The organism is Daejeonella sp. (assembly GCF_049655485.1).
In the GTDB taxonomy this organism is placed as follows: Bacteria; Bacteroidota; Bacteroidia; order Sphingobacteriales; family Sphingobacteriaceae; genus Daejeonella.
The window spans coordinates 1-18,488 of record NZ_JBASJU010000108.1; the positions used below are offsets into that span (position 1 = coordinate 1).

Below are 18,488 nucleotides of genomic sequence, written 5' to 3' on the forward strand. Positions count from 1 at the left end.
TCGCGGACCTGCTTCAGAACACTGAAACAGATGATACTATATTAGATGAGAAGGAGAAGGCATTTCTTTATTTACTTAAACAAACTAAGCTCGAATTTTGAAGGTTACATTTCTAGGAACAGGAACCTCACAGGGCGTACCTGTCATTGCCTGTGATTGCGAGGTATGCATGTCAAAAGACAGCCACGATAAACGGCTTCGGGTGTCAGTGCTGATTGAAATTGAAGGTAAGTCTCTGGTTATCGATGCAGGACCAGATTTTAGATATCAGATGTTAAGGGCAGGAGTAAAGCATCTGGATGCAATATTATTTACGCACGAACATAAGGACCATGTCGCCGGGCTTGATGATGTGCGGGCATTTAATCACAAGCAACAAACTGAGATTGATGTATATGCAGACGCCCGTGTACTAGCGGCATTAAGGCAGGAGTTTCATTATATCTTTTCCGGAGCAAATTATCCGGGAATTCCACGTTTGGAGCTGCACAAGATTTCCGCCGATCAGAATTTTACAGTTGCTGGTATAGAAGTTATTCCTGTTACCGTAATGCATTATAAGCTGCCCGTTTTTGGTTACCGTATTGGCGACTTCACTTATATCACTGATGCTAAAACTATCGATGCAGAGAACATTGACAGGATGCGTGGTTCTAAAGTTGTTGTAATCAACGCACTTCAAAAGGAAAACCACATTTCTCATCTTACCTTAGAAGAAGCTGTTAGCCTGGCAGAAGAAATTGGTGCAGAACAAACATATTTCACCCATATAAGCCACCGTCTGGGTACTCATAAAAAGATTTCCAGCGAATTGCCGCCTGGCGTTTACCTGGCTTATGACGGGTTGCAACTCCATATGTGACCTAATTCTCTAATTATTTACTTGCCAGTAAGTACGGATAAGATTGATTTCTCGACAATAAGCCGGTTTGATTATTTGACGCCAGAATAAGAATAATAATCTTCACTTAAACATTGGATTAGGGCTATAAAAATTCATTTTCTTATTGTGTATTTCTTCGGACATTCCTCGGAAACAATAAGAATGCCATTCGGATAGAATTCGGAATCGCCCGAATTACCTCTGACTATTTTCCTTATTTTCTTTTTGCTAATTCCTAGCGATGCTGATCTGGATGGGGATCTATGCGGGGCACGAAGAAAGGAAGGCATGCATTCTCTTCATTGTGAAAAGACCTTTGGAAAGGAAGCAGATATATATATATCAGATTTGTCTCTGAGGAGAGGGACCGCTGCTCTAAGAGCGTGTATTTGGGGAGAATGTTGGTAGAATAACTAGTAAACCGTCAAAAAGTATATGTTAACGAAGGCTGGTATGGCATGTGCCAAAAATTCTGCGTAAAAAAACCGGACTTTGAATCAATCAAAGTCCGGTTGTGCCCAGGAGCAGATTCGAACTGCCACACCCGTTAGGGCGCCACCCCCTCAAAGTGGTGCGTCTACCAATTTCGCCACCTGGGCGTTAGAGTATCAAGAATCAAGTATCAGGTATCAAGATACAGCACGACAATGATATCATGTATTATATTCCCTTTTCAAACGTGCCCGAAGAGAGACTCGAACTCTCAAGGATTGTACTCCAACGGCTTCTGAGACCGCAACGTTTACCAATTTCGCCATCCGGGCGTTCTAAAGGACTGCAAATATAAAATCTTCATGCAAGATTTTGCCTGTAAAATATAAATTATCGATATTTTTATGAATCTCTACTAATCATCAGCACTATGGCTAAAAGAACACTCCTAGTATTTCTCCTTTTAATTAGCGCCACCTGGACTTTTGCTCAAAATAAGGAAGCTTTGGCTGGCAAATGGCTAACAGCATCCGGTGATGCACAGGTTCTAATCTATCCCGCCAAGGGGAAATTTTCAGGAAGGATTGTCTGGATAAAAAATCCGAATGACAACTCCGGGAAGCCTGAAACTGATGATAAAAATCCGGATAAGACACTTGCTAAGCGCCCACTTATGGGACTTGAAATGCTTAACGGTTTCTCTTATACTGATGATGGTGTATGGGAAGGCGGTACGATTTATGATCCTAAAACCGGAAAAAGTTACAGCTGCAAAATCAGCATGGTAAATCCAAATCAATTGCATGTGAGGGGTTTTGTAGGAATATCACTCTTGGGACGTACAGAAACATGGTCGAGAGTTCGATGAGAAATTGGATCTGTATTCTCGTGTTATACCTTGGCGGGATGTCTGGCTCATACTCTCAGGAAATTAAAAATTTACAGTCTGGAACAAAAACCAGTATTCGCGGCTTGTCTGTCGTTGACAATTCTGTTGCGTGGCTGAGTGGGAGCAACGGTTGGACTTCTGTGACCACCGATGGTGGATCAACATGGAAATGGAAACAAATACCGGGCTATGAAAAGTTTGATTTTCGGGATATCGAGGCATTTTCGGGTACTGATGCTATTATTGTAAATGCGGGATCGCCCGCAGTGATACTTCTTACAGATGACGGTGGATTCACCTGGACAGAAGTCTACAGAAACGAATCAGCTGACATCTTCTTAGATGGGATGGATTTTCAGGATCGCTCCAGGGGCGTCATTTACGGCGACCCTATTGGGGGTAAAATGCAATTGCTGAGAACCAATGATGGGGGCACGAACTGGGAGAATATCAGTGATAATTTAAAAGTGAATCTTAAGGAGGGCGAAGCTTCCTTTGCAGCGAGCGGTACTGGTATTCGGGCATTAAAAAATGGCAAACTATTTATCGTCAGCGGGGGGATTCAATCAAGGATTTTCGTGTCAGAAAACTTTGGCACTAACTGGAATGTTTATCCTTGTCCCATCATCCAGGGTAAAAATTCTACAGGCCCATTTTCTGTTGCTTTTAAAAATAATAAAAGAGGAGTTGCAGCCGGGGGAGACTATTTGTCGGACACATCGAGTATAAATAATTTCGTACTCACTAAAAGCGGTGGCAAAACCTGGTATAAACCCCTAACCGCTCCCTTTGGTTATAAATCATCTGTGGAATACATATCTTCAAAAGTGCTTATCACAACAGGTACGTCGGGCACAGATATCTCCCGGGACGGGGGAACAAATTGGGTAAAACTTGCAGACGAAGGATATAATGTGGTGAGAAAAGCTAAGAATGGTTCGCTAGTTTTACTTGCTGGAGCCAACGGTAAAGTAGCAATATTTCAAAATTAGGCGTAGTAGATTAAAATTTATTGAGATGGTGGAGTATTTATGTTATCTTTATTCACCATCCCAAGATTTACCCAAAAATATCAAATATTTGCATATCTTTCTTTTGCAGAAAAAAATGACCGATGATCTCCAAAGCCTTTAATTATATTAAAAACATACGGACGACGGGAGCAGTATATGAATCGTCCAGATTTGTGTCACGCAATATCACACATGAGATAAGCGCATACAAGCCTCAAATCGTTATAGAACTAGGCGCTGGCAGCGGAAATATAACAGAGCGTATACTTTCCAAACTTCATCCCGAATCAAAGTTATACTGTTTTGAAATTGAGCCGCAATTCTACGCTAAACTTGAGAATATCAGGGACAGCAGATTTCATCTGATTAAAGAGTCAGCAGCAGATGTCACGAAATATTTTGAATTGTCTTCAGTGGATATTATAATTTCCGGCTTGCCACTGAGCCTTTTTGACAATTCTGAACGTAGCCAGTTACTTACTGATTGCTATCTTCTTCTTAAAAAAGGTGGGGTATATCGCCAGTTCCTTTATTCGCTTCAAAAGAATTATTTCATGCCCATCTTCGATCATATGGAGATGAGTCTTGAAATGAATTTACCTCCCGCAGTATTGTATTCCTGCTACAAACTAAACTGATAAATTAGCAAATTTGGAAATGAGTAAATTAGCAATTTTGCTAATTCCATAATTTACTCGTTTTTTAATTTGCTAATTCTCTATTTGCTAATTTTTTAATTTGCTCATTCTCTAATTTACAATGCTCACATGGATTTGGAGTTCAATAAAAACGAAGATATTAACAAACAGCTCTTATACGAGGTGAAAACCCGACTTAAGACGATATATGCGGGAGGCGGCGAGAAGGCCGCTGCAAAGCAGAAAGAAAAGGGGAAAATGCTAGCCCGGGAAAGAGTTGCCTATCTGCTTGATAAAGACACCCCATGGCTTGAAATAGGCGCCTTTACAGCCGAAGATATGTACAAGGAGTTCGGCGGATGCCCTTCCGCTGGAGTGGTATGTGGAATAGGCTATGTTTCTGGCAGGCAATGTATGATAATTGCCAACGATGCTACTGTTAAGGCAGGGGCATGGTTTCCCATGACTGCCAAGAAAAATCTCAGGGCACAGGAGATTGCTATGGAAAATCGTTTGCCGGTAATCTATCTGGTAGATTCTGCAGGAGTTTTCCTCCCTGTTCAGGATGAGATATTTCCTGATAAAGAACATTTCGGAAGAATTTTCAGAAACAATGCCCACATGAGCTCCCAGGGAATCGTGCAGATTTCTGCTATTATGGGTTCCTGTGTTGCTGGGGGAGCTTATTTGCCAATTATGAGCGATGAAGCGATGATTGTGGAAGGCACGGGCTCTGTATTTCTTGCCGGGAGTTATTTAGTTAAGTCGGCAATTGGTGAAGATATTGATAATGAGACCCTGGGAGGTGCTTCGACCCACTGTGAAATTTCCGGAGTGACTGATTATAAGCATCCTAACGACAGTGCTTGTCTTGACTCCATAAGAAAGATCATGTCTATGATAGGTTCGCCGAAGGATGCTGGGTTTGATAGAATAAAACCCGCTCCACCGAAATTAAACGAGCAGGAAATATATGGCCTGTTGCCGGAAAATCGGGAGAGCCCTTATGATATGAGAGAAATCATTAAGCGGCTGGTGGATAATTCCGAATTGGAGGAATATAAGGAGCTTTATGGACAAAGTATTATCTGTGGCCTCGGAAGGATCGATGGCTGGGCTGTTGGAATTATTGCCAATCAACGCAAAGTTGTTAAAAGTAAAAAAGGGGAGATGCAGCTCGGAGGTGTGATATATTCTGATTCTGCAGATAAAGCCACGCGTTTTATAATGAACTGCAATCAAAAGAAAATTCCACTAGTGTTTTTACAGGATGTTACCGGTTTTATGGTAGGAAGCCGGTCTGAACAGGGAGGTATCATTAAAGATGGGGCTAAAATGGTCAACGTTGTTGCTAATTCCGTTGTTCCGAAATTTACTATCGTCATAGGGAATTCGTATGGAGCAGGAAATTACGCAATGTGTGGCAAAGCTTATGATCCGCGGTTGATCTTCGCCTGGCCATCTGCGAAAATCGCTGTTATGGGTGGATCTCAGGCTGCTAAGGTGCTGCTTCAAATTGAAGAGGCTTCGCTTAAAGCAAAGAGCGAGGTTATTACTCAGGAGAAAGAAGATGAATTATTGAAAAAGATCACCGACCGGTACAATCGACAAACCACGCCTTACTATGCAGCATCCCGACTTTGGGTAGATGGGATCATAGATCCGCTGGAAACTCGAAAAGTAATCTCGATGGGTATTGAAGCAGCAAACCAGTCACCAATTGAAAAGCAGTTTAATCCTGGAGTGTTGCAGACATAGGATCAAAATTCTTACTGATATAATTATGAACCTGACAGACCCTTTTACCATGAAAAAATTCCTGCTCGCGATTATTCTCTTCTCGTCAATTACGGCCTTTGCACAATCATCCAAATTGCATAAGAAGGCGATTGTTGTCGACACTCATGGAGATATCATGTCTGATCAGATTAAATCAGGAATAGATATCGGCAAGCGGCAGAGTGGAGGAAATTTTGATTTGGTGCGTGCCAAAGAGGGAGGACTGGATGTTCAGGTCTTTTCAATATGGTGTGATGAGACAGGAGGCTTCGCTATGGCAAACCGACAAATTGATTCTCTAAACGCTCTTGCTTTAAGACATCCGGACAAAATCCAACTAGTTAGGACGGCTTCTGAATTGAAATCGGCAGTCAAGAGAAATAAAATGGCTGCGATGATAGGAGTAGAGGGTGGCCACATGATTGAAAGCCGGATCGAGAATCTGGATGCTCTTGCAAAAAGGGGAATGACTTATATGACCCTTACATGGAATAACAGTACGCCATGGGCAAGCTCAGCTTATGATGAAACTTTTAGGAAAGATAGCCTTAAACATGTGGGCCTGACGGATCTTGGAAGACAGATCGTTAGACGCATGAATGAGCTGGGAGTAATAGTTGATCTCTCACACGTCGGTGAGAAGTCTTTTTATGATGCAATAGCCACTTCAACTAAGCCGGTTATGGCATCTCATAGTTCGGCTTACGAGTTTAATGCTCACCAGCGGAACCTAAAAGATGATCAAATTAAAGCTATTGCAAAAACGGGCGGTGTAGTTTTTGTAAATTTCTATAGCGGCTTTCTTGATAGTACCTATACGCGAAAACAGCAAAAATTTAATGCAGATCATAAAGATGAGCTAGCTGAACTAACCAAAAAATCGAACCGTTCAAGGGCACAGAATGAGATCAACAGGAAATATAGTCAGGAATTATATGAAATGAGAGCTCCGCTTGATCTACTGATAGATCATATTGACCATATGGTTAAACTTGTAGGGTCTGAACACGTGGGCTTAGGGGCTGATTACGATGGGGCAGAATCTTATCCCAAGCAATTGGATGATGTTTCTAATTATCCTGTTATTACGGAAGCACTGCTTAGAAAAGGTTACTCTAATAAGGATGTTAAAAATATTCTGGGAAAGAACTTTGTGCGACTACTAAGGGCTAATACCGGGAAATAAACCCCTTAAATATTCCACCAATACGTTAGTTTAAACACCAAAAAGCGATTTTTCACTGAAAAAGGTGAAGGCAGATAATTGTCTGTGTAAACAATAAATAAATCGGATGCAGGCTTGTATCGCCATTGAAGCCTGGTATTGATGTTGAGATTATCCCTTTGTTCATTGTACTGCACGAATCCTGTAAAGAAAAGTTTATTGGTCATAGTTACATCAAGTCGAGGGCCTACAAGCCAGAACTGGGTTCTGTCCCAAGGTTGTGGAAGCTTAATATCGTTATAGCTTGAGCTGAGCGCAAGACTGACATAGGGCTGAAAGCGGTATCCCAATTCTGAATTAATATTTAGCCGGGTTCCGTCAGCATAATAGCCTCCATAGCGTGTAGAAAAGGCAAAAGTAAACAAGCTTTGGGGCATAGAGACGAATTCCGTTCCCCATGCTTTCCACTGGTGTTCTGAACCGGCCGGTAAAGTGGCGCCGCCCAAATTGGTTGGATCAAACGGGCTCAGGAGTTTTACATAGTCAGTTGCTGCCCATGCTGCAAAAGTGGCCCTGCTTCTAAAGTTTATGTTATAGGCGAGGAAATTAGTGTTGTCGGTACGTCTAAATGATTGATCGAAGTAATTCGCAGAGAAAAATTTAGGCCCATGGCTCACCAGTTTTCCTTTTTTCGGGAAGAAAAGATACGCTGCCTGGGGATTCAAATTTATATATCCCGTACGCGGAACATAACCCACTTCCGCATTATAGTTCCGGCCTACAATCTCATGCTGCCAGTTAATATTCCAGTTTCCGCTGATGTAGTTGAGGTTTGCTGCCTGCATAAAATCATTGCCTTTTCTATCGGGACTAAAGGATTTCATGACTACAGCTTTTCCAGTCCAGGTATTAGTGGAAGAAGCAAGGTTATACTCCAAACCAGCATTTCGATTGTATCTGGAAATAGAAGCAGCTGCGTGCGAAGGCTGGAAATCAAGCGATTGTTTATTTATAAATAAGGCACTTATACTTGAACGGGCAAATACTCTTCGCTGCAGCGACATCACGGCAAAGTTTTGGGAGGGTAGCTCATTCCCTATTTTCGCTGTCTGCATGTCCATAATTCCAAGCCTCCAGTCTTTATTAAGTTTCCCACTGAGTCTTGCCCCGAATTGAATCGGAACTCCGAGTCCTATACGTCTGGAAAAGAAAGGCCTGATATTGGCATATCCATAATTTGAAAAGAGATCACCGTTTTCAAGAAAATACTGTCGTCGTTCAGGAAAGAAAAGTTCGAAGCGATCCAGATTAGGTACTTGCCTGTCCACTTCCACCTGAGAATAATCTGGATTGACAGTTAGGTCTAGGTTAAGGGATGATGTCACGGCGACTTTTACATCGCCGCCAATCTGGCGTTTTGAGTCGCGATTCACCGGTGTTTTAAGGAAGTCGTTTGAAATCCCGCCCAACACATAAGGAATGAGGGAAATATTTTGTCCCGGAACGGGCGGTGCCTGATCCCAAATAATGCTGCCGGTATATGCCAGGGAAGCAGTTGGAAATTGTCGTGGAACTGGTGCCCAGCTCGATTTTTCTGTTGATTTCAGATCGAGTCTGCTGAAATTGATTCCCCACTCTGTTATACCGGCTTTATACCGGATAGATTTGAATGGAATAGCAGCTTCAAAGACCCACCGATCCTCATAGTTTTTAACGGCGGAGACCCATTTATTGTCCCAACTTAGATCTACTTTGCTTCCGTCGAACATTATACCGTCCCACTGCGCTCCTGCTGCATTCGAACCGAATGAGAAACCATTTGTTTTATCATCAAAGGGATCCATGAACAATAAAAAGTTATCGTTCTTATTGAAAGAAAAATCCCTCCGAAGAGATTCTACGAAGTAAGGCCCGGGCTCGTGATAACAAATTGCGATGAGATAGAGATTTTCCTGATCGTAGCTCATCATCACATCTGTACGTACTTTGGCAAAACTGGTGTCCATCGGTTGCACCATGAAAAAGTTAGAAGCTACGTTGGCTTCTGTCCAGGTGCTATCGTCTGCTACTCCGTCGATTTTTATTGCTGATGAAGCCGGTTTTAGTTTTAATTGGTATGAAATGTTCTTCTTTTGCGCACGGGTTGAAAACGGAGTGCAGAAGAGGAATATAACAAGGATGGATTTTATGAAAAGGCTTCGCGACATCAGACGTTTAGGTATTTTCGGTAATAATAGTATTTTTTAATGAATAGAACCCTATCTAAAAGATTATAGAATTACCTGACAAATGCGTATTGCTGATGCGCATTCAAAGTTATAAATTTGTTTCTTAATTATTAGAAATGTCTCAAGAAACCGAACACGTACAATGCCTGATAATTGGTTCAGGACCAGCAGGATACACTGCTGCTATATATGCTGCACGAGCTGATCTAAAACCTGTGATGTATACAGGTATGGTCCCGGGTGGCCAATTAACCCAAACAACTGATGTGGAAAATTTCCCTGGTTACCCTGATGGGATCATGGGGCCGGAAATGATGGAAGATTTTAGAAAACAGGCTGAAAGGTTTGGAACCCAAATCCGATTTGGGTATGTAACAAAGGTCGATTTTTCACAAGTCCCTCATAAAGTGATTGTTGATGAGACAAAAACTATTACGGCAGATACAGTGATCATAGCTACCGGTGCCTCCGCGAAATGGCTTGGGCTTGAAAGCGAGCAAAAATACAATGGCTTTGGAGTATCAGCTTGTGCGGTATGTGATGGTTTCTTTTTCAAAGGCCAGGATGTGGCAATTGTAGGGGCAGGGGATACTGCTGCCGAGGAAGCAACTTACTTGTCTAAACTTTGTAAAACAGTTCACATGCTCGTACGTCGCGACGAATTCAGAGCTTCTAAAGCGATGCAGCATCGTGTTTTAAGCATCCCAAATATTATAATTCATTATAACACTGATACGAAAGAGATTATGGGTGACGGCAAAAATGTGACCGGGGTCAAAGTCGTAAATAATAAAACTAATGAAGAGAATGTAATCGACGTAAGCGGATTTTTCGTTGCTATCGGGCATAATCCTAACACAGAAATATTTAAGGGTTGGCTGGATATGGACGAAACAGGATACCTGATCACTCAGCCAGATAGCTCGAAAACAAATATAGAAGGAGTTTTTGCCTGCGGCGATGCACAGGATAAATTATGGAGACAGGCAGTAACAGCTGCAGGAACAGGCTGTATGGCTGCCCTGGAAGCGGAACGTTATCTGGCGGAAAAGGAGCATCCGGCACAGGTGGACGTTGTATAAAACGGATCAAAGAACAAAGAGAAAAGAGCAAGGACCGGGAATCGTTAGATAAATTTGCGGATTAAGATTGCTAATCCTAGTTCCTTGCTCTTTGTTCCAAACGGGCATTCTTTTTGCACTTAACCCCTTAACCATGAGCCTAACCACCCTCCGCACAAGAACCGCCGTCCTACTTACAGTGGCAATCACCACCATCATCCTAATATTAGCACTGTTTTTCTACATCAAAAGACAATTCTTTATTACGAGAACAGAGATCAATGAAGATGTGATGGTTGAGAAGATTGTGAGTATGGGGAAGCTTGAACTCGTGAAATATTCAATGAAAGACGTGATTGAGAAAAAGGAGATCAGAAACATTCTCCCCGACAAGCGCATTTTATTTGTAGCAGTGGGCGAAGTGACCGGTTGTATAGATCTTACCAAAATAAAAAAGAGCGACATTGTTCCGTCCGGTTCAGACTCACTGACCGTCTTCCTTCCGAAACCTGAAATATGCTATGTGAAACTAGACCATCAGCAGTCAAAAGTATATGATGTCTCAGGGGCATGGTTTCCCGGCGACTCGAAGAACATGGTGGAAGATATATATAAGATCGCCGAAAGGCAGATCCTGGAGAATGCAGGAAAGCAGAATATCTTAGGCAAAACGAATGAAAACGCACGATTGATCTTCAGGCCGATGCTGGAAAATATTTCAGGTAAAAAGGTTGGGATAGAATTCCGGCAGTAATTATCCTGCTACACTACATTCCTTGTTCTTATTTTTCTAAATTTGAGAAAGCGGTTTTACTCAATTTACCGTTAATCCTTTTGTTATGAATTTTAAAAGAATTGTAGGTTTCGCTTTAAGCGTTGTTTTTTTTACTTCTTGTGCTCCTGAAGACAAAAGTCCGGTTGTGGTTAAGAAACCTGAAGTAAAAAAAATTATGCAACCGTTTCGTTTTCATAAGGCGATCGAAGTGAAACCCGGTTTAACACTTGATATTGTGAGCTGGGGTAGGGGGTCAAATTCTGTTGGAGGTTTCCTGGTATTGAGATCTGACTCTACCCATTTGAATTACAAGTCCATGGCCAGCGAATTGGACGGTAAAATTGTAGACGCCTGGGATATGGATTTGGATTCTGATGGAAACCCGGAGCTCTATATTCAGTCAAAAGGCGAGGGTGAAGGTTCTTATCTTTCGATGTATATTTACGAATACAATGAAAGCGGCTCTAATCAGCAAATCCGATTTCCAGAACTTGGAAGTAGCTTGAAGAAGGGTTACAGGGGCAGCGACTCTATATATGTGAAGGACGGCAAACTAATGCGTGAATTTCCCTTGTTTAGCACAGGAGATTCGGCTGTTAAAGCTACTGGCGAGATTCGTAAATTGGAATATAGCCTTAGGAGTAATAGTCTGAACGTCAAAGAAATTGAAGAAGCTGGGAAAACTGATTTAAAAAAGCTGAAAACTGAAAACTGAATTTGAACTGGATACTAAAACTGAAAACTGAACTAATTGTCAATCAATCGGTGTTAATTAATGAAAGACACTAATTTTAATTAGAATAAAACAATATTTTAGGGTCATTTCCTTCAGCTTTTAGTTTTCAACATTCAGCCAAAAAGACCGTTCCAAAGAACGTTCATCTCACGAATCCGAATCCTCAAACTGCCTCTCAAGCCGCTCTAAATTCCCGATCATATCCTCAAGTTTGGACTCCTCTTTCCGGATGTAAATGCGCATCAATACAAAATAACAGAATGCGATCCAGGCAAATGTGAAAATTATGCCAGCTATAGTTACCCACAGGGATGCCAGAAAGGCGATTTCAATAAAATAAAGTATAAAACCTGCGGTGAAGAATATTGAGTAAACACGATATTTTCTGGTATTGAAGATAAATCTGTCGTGTTTATATTTTTTCAAATAAAGTATATATTCTCCAGGTTTATCTAATAGATTGGAATATGTTATGCGGCGATAATTTCCGATCAAAGCTATTATGTAGTAAAGACAGCAAGCCATAAATATGAGCATTGCCAAATGAGTAGTCCACATTCTGAAGGGGCTCTCTATCCACACATAAATCAGCATAGCGGAGGCTGCAGCCATTCCGGCCATTTCTAATAAGAGTCTGCTTGCAAGACCAGTTCTGGTTTTGCCAACTTTCTTTAAAACATCCTCGTGACTGACCTTCGGCAGCGCTACCTGGTTGTGCCAGATACTTTTCAGTGCTTCAAAATCTTTCATTTCTATTATATAATTCAGTCAGTTTTTGCTTAATGCGGTGAATTTTTACCCTCAGGTTACCTTCTGAAATCCCTGAAATGGTGGCTATTTCCGCATACGGTACCTCATCCAAAACCATGGTTATGATGATCCGTTCATTTTCTTCGAGTAGGGATATGCATTTATATAAAGACGCAACCTGCTCGTTTTTCTCCGAAACCTCTTCGCCCTTATTCTCAATGATATTATCGGTAAGCTCGTCTTTGGGCTGGCGCTTTTCGACCCGCAGATAAGATAGGCAAGTATTAACAGCGATTCGATAGATCCATGTGGAGATCAGCGCCTGGTTGCGGAACTTGTCAAGATTTTGCCAAACCTTCATAAAAGTTTCCTGCATCAGGTCGTTGGCGGTGTCGTCATCGCCAGTATAACCATAACACAAATGGTAAATCTTTTTTGAATTAGCCTGAAAAATATCTTTGAAAAGCGCTTCCTTGCTCAAACTTGTATTTTAATTTTAGATAAAGGGTAACAGCTTTTGTTACAGATAAAGGCTTTTACTAACCCAGCGCGCCTGACTATCTGCCTTATGAAGTAAAGTTTCAAACTCCCCCTGGTAGTCGAACTGAAGGTCTTCATGCAATTTGGGAAGTAATCTGCTGATTTTCTCAAGTTGACGGATAAAGATCGCCTGGAGTGGTTTATGGCTTGTATTCAGATCGGCGTAATGGAGAAAATTGGTGCAAAACCATAGAGAAAACTCAACTTCTACCTGTTTATTTCCAGTGTATTTTGCATACCGGTTCATTATCCGAAGGATTTTCCGAAGGCTCTTAGTGCTGTGATAGTAGTGCTTTTGCATTGCCTTAAAATCCTCTTCAAGAAAAGTTTTGACCTTTTCGGAGAATAGAAGCGGATCATCCGAATCAAAAAGCAGATAATTAAGCAACTCCTTATTTTCTTTTTTATACTTAGCGATCCTCAGGCATATTTCGGTTAATTCCTGTACGGTCCGACCTGCCAGCTCTTTTTTTATATCACTTAATTTCTCGGGCTTCATTTAAATATTGCTGTTTCGGATGGTGTGAAATTGGAACAAGGAATAAAGAACAAGGAACAAAGAACAAGGAACAAAGATCTAGGGGTATAAAACTTGCAAAAGTTCGTTAAACAACAAAGCTACAGCACTTTAAAATTCCTCGGTCCTTGTCCCTTGCTCCTTGTTCATTTTTCAATTACATCATTCCTCTACAATATTAAGGTCAGTGATGTCGACTCGGAATTCCGGATTCGAAAAAATGTTTTTTGATTTTCTGAATTCCTTCTCATTATAAGGGTCTATATCAATTTTTTTATCACGGGTTACAAAAGACCCGGTAATTTTAACATGATCACCTACGTTTAGTGATTGCATTTTCTCCCGAAGTGGTGATTGAGCATCGCTCAACCATTCCCGGAATACAATGGATTTGTATCTGGCGGTTTCTTCCAGATCAAAACCATCTATACTAGTTCCAAATGTTATCCTGATTTCCGATCCATTGGGGTCCGTCTTGGTATTGTCCAGCACTCTTACATCCCAGTCAGTGAACTTTGAATTCAAAGTATCAACAATATAGGCCTTAAGTTTTTTTACGGCATCGTCAATCATAACCGGCCTGTTCGGGTCGGTTAGTGCGGCATTATCAGCCTGATCTCTCGCTTCCTTTGCTACTTTAGCAAAAGACTGCTGTTCGGACACCCGAACGTCAGTTTGTGGCTTATTACTGCAGGATATTAATGTTAACAGAATCAAAAATAAAATTCGGTGTGGCCTGATAACGTAGCAAAGCTGGCTATTTGACGATAAAATACTGTAGAAAGCTTTCATTTTATAAGGATAATGTTGGCCTAATTTCGGTAAATTTCGCGGATCATTCATGTATAAAATTGTGCTTGATATGTTTTGATTCCTAAATCATCAATGTAAAACCAATTACTTACTTTTGTCCGTTACGCTAAAACCAAAATATGAAATTTAAAAATGTTGGACTAGTTGCTCTTATCGTTGTTTCCGTAGCTGCACTTTTGGCTTTTGTGGATCATTACAATGTTATACCAGTCAATAACACTGCTCTCATGTTCTCCAGATGGCTGGCTATTGCAGGATTGTTTCTTTATGGCCTTAAGAAGAAATCACTGACTACCTGGATATTAATTTCAATGGTAGTAGGAGCGGAAATCGGCCATGATTTTCCGGAGTTTGGTATGAAACTTCAGGTGCTAAGCAAAGTCTTTCTGAAGATGATTAAGACCATTATCGCACCACTTCTTTTTGCGACCCTGGTTTACGGTATTGCCGGACATTCCGACCTTAAACAGGTGGGTCGTATGGGCTGGAAATCGATTCTTTATTTTGAGGTTGTAACAACGGTTGCTTTGTTTATAGGCCTTGCAGCGATTAATATTTCTCAGGCTGGTATGGGAATTACACTCCCTCCAGGTGCTCAGGAGGAGTTGCCGGTAGTGCCGCCGCAATCCTTTAATGATATTATCCTGCATATCTTCCCGGAGAATATTGCTAAATCTATTGCTGAGGGTGCGATTCTTCAGATAGTGGTGTTTAGTATATTGTTTGGTATTGCTTTGGCGATGGTTAGAGAAGATAAACGTCAGCCCATGTTGCAGTTTACGGAGAGCCTTTCAGAGGTCATGTTTAAATTCACTAATATCATCATGTACTTCGCGCCGATTGGTGTTGGAGCAGCCATAGCCTATACAGTGGGTCATATGGGACTGGGCATCCTTGTGAATCTGTTTCATCTGCTACTCACTTTATATGTTGCACTTTTAGTCTTCTTGCTGGGAGTTTTGCTTCCTATAGGGTTAATGATTGGTCTGCCAATCAAGAAATTCCTGCAGGCAATAGCAGAACCTGTTTCGATCGCTTTTGCTACAACAAGTTCTGAAGCTGCACTGCCAAGAGCAATGGAAGCAATGGAGAGAATTGGTGTTCCGCGAAAAATTGTCGCATTTGTTATGCCTACGGGATATAGCTTCAATCTGGACGGTACAACCTTATACCTTTCACTGGCTTCGATTTTCGTGGCTCAGGCAGCGGGAATGCACCTCACATTTGGACAGCAGTTGCTTATTGTCTTTACCCTGATGCTTACCAGCAAGGGAGTGGCAGGTGTTCCCAGAGCTTCCTTAGTGATTTTGCTGGGAACAGCTTCATCGTTCGGAATGCCGGTATGGCCTATTTTCATCATTTTAGGTATTGATGAATTAATGGATATGGCCCGAACTTCCGTAAACGTAATAGGTAATTGTTTAGCAACAGTTGTAATTGCAAAATGGGAGGGAGAGTTTCATCCGCCGTCTGAACTGAGTGCACCGAATGAAAATCGTATCCATAAACTGGAAGACGAAATTTAATTAGGTGAAAGGTGTTAGTTGCAAGGTGAAAACTGAAAACTGACCTGAGAACTGAAAAAACAGAAAATAGTAAGATTATAAAAAGACATGACCGAAAGAGGAAAGAAGATATTTCTTGCAATTTGTATAATAACACCGTTCCTGTTATACTGCGTTTATTACTATTCCATTATGGTAAAAAATGCGCCATATAGGTTTTCAGACTTTGAGTCGATAACATTTAAATATGGGTTGGGGGATAGCCTAAATAATACCTTTAATTCTGCAACGGGCGACTTTCATTACCTCGATACTCGGGATTCTTTAGTGAAGACAAAGGTTAAGTTTCGTAAAGATGATTTGCTTTATCTGCATAGGAAAGCCGCTGAACTGGGTTTCTGGAATTTTCCAGAGGAAATATCCGGTGAGGGCAAGCCTGGTCACAGTACTAATTCACCGCACTACTATATCGAGTATAAGTATAAAGGAAAAACTAAGTCTGTGCTATACGACGCTCAAAATAACGAAAGCCCTAAGCTCAATGATGCGGCCAAGTCCCTTATAACAGAAATAAACAATATGATCAATGATGTGAGGGATAGGAAGTGAAGTCTGAGGTCAGATGTCTAAAGTAGGATGTCAGAAGTCTGATGTCTAATGTCAGAAGTCTGACTTCAGATGTCTGCGCTATGAATCTCCGATTTGTTCAGTCCTCAGAACTCCGACTTCAGACTTCTATTAGATTTCTTTTCTTTTAAAATAAAAATTTCTATATTTGCACCTCATTTAAAAAAACAATTAATAATGTACGCAATAGTAAATATAGCCGGACAGCAATTTAAAGTTGCTAAAGACCAATATCTTTTTGTACACCGTTTACAGGGAGATGAAGGCGCTAGTATTGAATTTGACAACGTGTTATTAGCTGAAAATGGTGGTAAATTCTCAATTGGTGCTGATGCATTAAAGGGAGCCAAAGTTTCTGCTAAGATCGTGTCTCATTTAAAGGGTGAAAAAGTGATCGTTTTCAAGAAAAAACGCCGTAAGGGTTACAAAAAGAAAAATGGACACCGTCAGCAGTTTACCAAAATAGAGATCACAGGAATCACTTTATAAGTTTAAGAGCAGTATTAGGTACTGATACTTAATACTTGACACTTGATACTTGATACTAATTTAGTCTAGTTTAAACATCCTGAATTGGCAACAATTCATAAACACAAAATATAATGGCACATAAAAAAGGAGCCGGTAGTTCCAGAAACGGTCGCGAGTCACATAGCAAACGTCTGGGAATTAAAATTTTCGGTGGTCAGGCTGCAATTGCAGGAAACATTATCGTGCGTCAGCGCGGTACAAAACACCATCCTGATAAAAATGTAGGTATTGGAAAAGATCACACATTATTTGCTTTGATCGATGGTACTGTATTTTTCAAGAAAAAATTTGACGATAAATCATATGTTTCGGTTCTTCCAAGGGAAGCACAGGTTGTAGTAGAAGATGCTCCAGTTAAGCCTAAGAAAGCAGTTGCGAAGAAAGCGGCACCTGCACCGAAAGCTAAAGCACCAGTGAAAAAAGCTGCTGCTGAGAAAGAAGAAGTTGCTGAACCTAAAGCCGCTGCGAAAAAAGCTGCTCCGGCGAAAAAAGCTCCGGCAAAGAAAGAGGCTGAAGAAGAAACAGCTGCTCCGGTAGAAGAATAAAAGATTACAAGATTGTTAAGAAGCGCCATTGCTAAATGCATGGCGCTTTTTTATTTTTCACGAAGTAGCAGTGTTTTAGCAAAGTCATTTAAAAGGGCTTTAGTATCATTTTGAACTGAAATCATATCAAGAGCCCCCAGCGCTTTTCTGACATAAACTTCCATCTGGTTTTCGGCAAGTTTTCTTATCCCCAGCTTGTCGTACATCGATGTTATCGCTTTTACTTTTTCTTCAGGTTCATGATCTGTTCCGTGTATCCATCTGGCGAGTTCCGTATGGTCCTCCTTTTGCGCTAATTCTTTTGCTGTAATAAGTAGAAATGTTTTCTTGTTAGCAAGGATATCGCCTCCAACTTGCTTGCCGAATTTTTCAGGGTCACCATAAACGTCGAGGATATCATCCTGAAGCTGAAAGGCAAGTCCAAGATTCTCTCCGAACTCATATAAAAGTTTTGACTGATGTTTGTCAGCGCCCCCAATCAATGCACCAATTTCCATGCTCCCGGCTAACAGTACAGCTGTTTTTTGCTTAATCATTTGCAGATATTCATCCATGCTGACATCAGCCCGTTTTTCAAAATTCATGTCCGCCTGTTGTCCCTGGCAAACTGCTGAAGCTGTATAGCTGAAAATATCAAGCACTTGTCGCAATATGACATCTTCTACCCTGATCATCATTTTATATGCCTCGACAAACATGACGTCTCCGGATAAAATTGCAGTATTCTTACTCCATTTGGCATGCACTGTTGGCTTCCCCCGGCGAAGGGGTGCTTTGTCCATGATATCATCATGCATCAGTGTAAAGTTGTGAAAGAGTTCGATGCCAATTGCTGCGTCAAGGGCTTTTCTGATATCACCGCCAAAAAGTTCAGCAGATAACAAAACTAATACAGGTCTCATCCGCTTTCCTCCAAGTTCCATTAGATAACTTATCGGCGCATAGAGTTCCGCAGGCGATTCGGTGTATTTTGTTTCAGCAATCGCTTTATTTATTATTTCTTGTAGTTGTGGAATAGAGTGCATTGATTGGGGTATGAAGTCTGAAGTATGAAGTTTGTA

Annotated in this window: 19 protein-coding genes and 2 tRNA genes; 13 read left to right on the forward strand and 8 right to left on the reverse strand. The window is 41.1% G+C overall.

The window, feature by feature from the left end:
- Window positions 1–97: 97 nt before the first annotated feature.
- Window positions 98–862 carry an MBL fold metallo-hydrolase gene (locus tag WBJ10_RS04415; RefSeq protein ID WP_424288323.1) on the forward strand — a complete coding sequence of 255 codons (765 nt, stop codon included), beginning with the start codon at window positions 98–100 and terminating at the stop codon, window positions 860–862.
- A gap of 536 nt (window positions 863–1,398) precedes the next feature.
- Here the strand turns inward: WBJ10_RS04415 and WBJ10_RS04420 are convergent.
- A tRNA-Leu gene (locus WBJ10_RS04420) sits at window positions 1,399–1,482 on the reverse strand.
- 81 nt (window positions 1,483–1,563) lie between these two features.
- Window positions 1,564–1,647: transfer RNA gene (locus WBJ10_RS04425), tRNA-Leu, on the reverse strand.
- Window positions 1,648–1,745: 98 nt separating this feature from the next.
- Here WBJ10_RS04425 and WBJ10_RS04430 point away from each other — a divergent pair.
- From WBJ10_RS04430 to WBJ10_RS04450, 5 genes are all read left to right on the forward strand, one after another.
- A complete protein-coding gene (locus WBJ10_RS04430; protein WP_424288324.1) occupies window positions 1,746–2,183 on the forward strand; it encodes a DUF2147 domain-containing protein in 438 nt (145 codons plus the stop codon).
- A complete protein-coding gene (locus tag WBJ10_RS04435) occupies window positions 2,165–3,196 on the forward strand; it encodes a YCF48-related protein (RefSeq protein WP_424288325.1) in 1,032 nt (343 codons plus the stop codon). The genes WBJ10_RS04430 and WBJ10_RS04435 overlap by 19 nt, the downstream gene beginning before the upstream one ends.
- 122 nt (window positions 3,197–3,318) lie before the next feature.
- Window positions 3,319–3,855, forward strand: coding sequence for a class I SAM-dependent methyltransferase (locus WBJ10_RS04440; RefSeq protein ID WP_424288326.1), 537 nt, complete (start codon window positions 3,319–3,321; stop codon window positions 3,853–3,855).
- A gap of 129 nt (window positions 3,856–3,984) precedes the next feature.
- Window positions 3,985–5,613 (forward strand): acyl-CoA carboxylase subunit beta, encoded by a 1,629-nt coding sequence (locus WBJ10_RS04445; protein ID WP_424288327.1) that lies wholly within the window; start codon window positions 3,985–3,987, stop codon window positions 5,611–5,613.
- A 49-nt stretch (window positions 5,614–5,662) separates the two neighbouring features.
- Window positions 5,663–6,820, forward strand: coding sequence for a dipeptidase (locus tag WBJ10_RS04450; RefSeq protein WP_424288328.1), 1,158 nt, complete (start codon window positions 5,663–5,665; stop codon window positions 6,818–6,820).
- A 5-nt stretch (window positions 6,821–6,825) separates the two neighbouring features.
- On the opposite strand, the gene WBJ10_RS04455 is transcribed toward WBJ10_RS04450, so the two are convergent.
- A complete protein-coding gene (locus WBJ10_RS04455; protein WP_424288329.1) occupies window positions 6,826–9,006 on the reverse strand; it encodes a DUF5916 domain-containing protein in 2,181 nt (726 codons plus the stop codon).
- Window positions 9,007–9,143: 137 nt separating this feature from the next.
- Between WBJ10_RS04455 and trxB the strand changes: the two genes are divergently transcribed.
- From trxB to WBJ10_RS04470, 3 genes are all read left to right on the forward strand, one after another.
- Window positions 9,144–10,109 carry a thioredoxin-disulfide reductase gene (trxB, locus tag WBJ10_RS04460; RefSeq protein WP_424288330.1) on the forward strand — a complete coding sequence of 322 codons (966 nt, stop codon included), beginning with the start codon at window positions 9,144–9,146 and terminating at the stop codon, window positions 10,107–10,109.
- 133 nt (window positions 10,110–10,242) lie between these two features.
- On the forward strand, window positions 10,243–10,842 hold the full coding sequence (locus tag WBJ10_RS04465) for a DUF4230 domain-containing protein (protein WP_424288331.1): 600 nt from the start codon (window positions 10,243–10,245) through the stop codon (window positions 10,840–10,842).
- 85 nt (window positions 10,843–10,927) lie between these two features.
- Window positions 10,928–11,578, forward strand: a complete 651-nt coding sequence (locus WBJ10_RS04470; protein WP_424288332.1) for a hypothetical protein — start codon at window positions 10,928–10,930, stop codon at window positions 11,576–11,578.
- A gap of 168 nt (window positions 11,579–11,746) precedes the next feature.
- Here WBJ10_RS04470 and WBJ10_RS04475 read toward each other — a convergent pair whose 3' ends face one another.
- The 4 genes from WBJ10_RS04475 to WBJ10_RS04490 form a co-directional block, all read right to left on the reverse strand.
- Window positions 11,747–12,349, reverse strand: a complete 603-nt coding sequence (locus WBJ10_RS04475; RefSeq protein ID WP_424288333.1) for a hypothetical protein — start codon at window positions 12,347–12,349, stop codon at window positions 11,747–11,749.
- Entirely contained in the window at window positions 12,336–12,830 is a 495-nt protein-coding gene (locus WBJ10_RS04480; protein WP_424288334.1) for an RNA polymerase sigma factor, read from the reverse strand. Before WBJ10_RS04480 ends, WBJ10_RS04475 begins: the two co-directional genes overlap by 14 nt.
- Before the next feature lie 39 nt (window positions 12,831–12,869).
- The gene (locus WBJ10_RS04485) at window positions 12,870–13,388 is read right to left on the reverse strand and encodes a hypothetical protein (RefSeq protein WP_424288335.1); all 519 of its coding nucleotides are present in this window, start codon (window positions 13,386–13,388) and stop codon (window positions 12,870–12,872) included.
- Window positions 13,389–13,568: 180 nt separating this feature from the next.
- Complete coding sequence (locus WBJ10_RS04490) at window positions 13,569–14,198, reverse strand: hypothetical protein (protein WP_424288336.1); 630 nt, start codon at window positions 14,196–14,198, stop codon at window positions 13,569–13,571.
- Between the two features lie 140 nt (window positions 14,199–14,338).
- Here WBJ10_RS04490 and WBJ10_RS04495 point away from each other — a divergent pair, with 140 nt between their 5' ends.
- From WBJ10_RS04495 to rpmA, 4 genes are all read left to right on the forward strand, one after another.
- Complete coding sequence (locus WBJ10_RS04495; protein ID WP_424288337.1) at window positions 14,339–15,745, forward strand: dicarboxylate/amino acid:cation symporter; 1,407 nt, start codon at window positions 14,339–14,341, stop codon at window positions 15,743–15,745.
- Between the two features lie 87 nt (window positions 15,746–15,832).
- Window positions 15,833–16,333, forward strand: a complete 501-nt coding sequence (locus WBJ10_RS04500) for a hypothetical protein (RefSeq protein WP_424288338.1) — start codon at window positions 15,833–15,835, stop codon at window positions 16,331–16,333.
- 195 nt (window positions 16,334–16,528) lie between these two features.
- Window positions 16,529–16,840: a 50S ribosomal protein L21 gene (gene rplU / locus WBJ10_RS04505; protein WP_079701537.1), complete on the forward strand. Its 312-nt coding sequence runs from the start codon at window positions 16,529–16,531 to the stop codon at window positions 16,838–16,840.
- 113 nt (window positions 16,841–16,953) lie between these two features.
- Window positions 16,954–17,427, forward strand: a complete 474-nt coding sequence (gene rpmA / locus WBJ10_RS04510; protein WP_424288339.1) for a 50S ribosomal protein L27 — start codon at window positions 16,954–16,956, stop codon at window positions 17,425–17,427.
- A 50-nt stretch (window positions 17,428–17,477) separates the two neighbouring features.
- Here the strand turns inward: rpmA and WBJ10_RS04515 are convergent, their stop codons facing one another.
- The gene (locus WBJ10_RS04515; RefSeq protein ID WP_424288340.1) at window positions 17,478–18,452 is read right to left on the reverse strand and encodes a polyprenyl synthetase family protein; all 975 of its coding nucleotides are present in this window, start codon (window positions 18,450–18,452) and stop codon (window positions 17,478–17,480) included.
- Window positions 18,453–18,488: the final 36 nt, after the last annotated feature.

What these genes read in the sequence shown, in the direction of transcription:
- WBJ10_RS04450 (WP_424288328.1), top strand. Translation starts at nt 5,663, where the DNA reads ATGAAAAAATTCCTGCTCGCGATTATTCTCTTCTCGTCAATTACGGCC.
- WBJ10_RS04440 (WP_424288326.1), top strand. Translation starts at nt 3,319, where the DNA reads ATGATCTCCAAAGCCTTTAATTATATTAAAAACATACGGACGACGGGA.
- WBJ10_RS04475 (WP_424288333.1), bottom strand. Translation starts at nt 12,349, where the DNA reads ATGAAAGATTTTGAAGCACTGAAAAGTATCTGGCACAACCAGGTAGCG.
- rpmA (WP_424288339.1), top strand. Translation starts at nt 16,954, where the DNA reads ATGGCACATAAAAAAGGAGCCGGTAGTTCCAGAAACGGTCGCGAGTCA.
- WBJ10_RS04435 (WP_424288325.1), top strand. Translation starts at nt 2,165, where the DNA reads ATGGTCGAGAGTTCGATGAGAAATTGGATCTGTATTCTCGTGTTATAC.
- WBJ10_RS04470 (WP_424288332.1), top strand. Translation starts at nt 10,928, where the DNA reads ATGAATTTTAAAAGAATTGTAGGTTTCGCTTTAAGCGTTGTTTTTTTT.
- WBJ10_RS04495 (WP_424288337.1), top strand. Translation starts at nt 14,339, where the DNA reads ATGAAATTTAAAAATGTTGGACTAGTTGCTCTTATCGTTGTTTCCGTA.
- WBJ10_RS04485 (WP_424288335.1), bottom strand. Translation starts at nt 13,388, where the DNA reads ATGAAGCCCGAGAAATTAAGTGATATAAAAAAAGAGCTGGCAGGTCGG.
- trxB (WP_424288330.1), top strand. Translation starts at nt 9,144, where the DNA reads ATGTCTCAAGAAACCGAACACGTACAATGCCTGATAATTGGTTCAGGA.
- WBJ10_RS04430 (WP_424288324.1), top strand. Translation starts at nt 1,746, where the DNA reads ATGGCTAAAAGAACACTCCTAGTATTTCTCCTTTTAATTAGCGCCACC.
- WBJ10_RS04500 (WP_424288338.1), top strand. Translation starts at nt 15,833, where the DNA reads ATGACCGAAAGAGGAAAGAAGATATTTCTTGCAATTTGTATAATAACA.
- WBJ10_RS04445 (WP_424288327.1), top strand. Translation starts at nt 3,985, where the DNA reads ATGGATTTGGAGTTCAATAAAAACGAAGATATTAACAAACAGCTCTTA.
- WBJ10_RS04455 (WP_424288329.1), bottom strand. Translation starts at nt 9,006, where the DNA reads ATGTCGCGAAGCCTTTTCATAAAATCCATCCTTGTTATATTCCTCTTC.
- WBJ10_RS04465 (WP_424288331.1), top strand. Translation starts at nt 10,243, where the DNA reads ATGAGCCTAACCACCCTCCGCACAAGAACCGCCGTCCTACTTACAGTG.
- WBJ10_RS04490 (WP_424288336.1), bottom strand. Translation starts at nt 14,198, where the DNA reads ATGAAAGCTTTCTACAGTATTTTATCGTCAAATAGCCAGCTTTGCTAC.
- rplU (WP_079701537.1), top strand. Translation starts at nt 16,529, where the DNA reads ATGTACGCAATAGTAAATATAGCCGGACAGCAATTTAAAGTTGCTAAA.
- WBJ10_RS04515 (WP_424288340.1), bottom strand. Translation starts at nt 18,452, where the DNA reads ATGCACTCTATTCCACAACTACAAGAAATAATAAATAAAGCGATTGCT.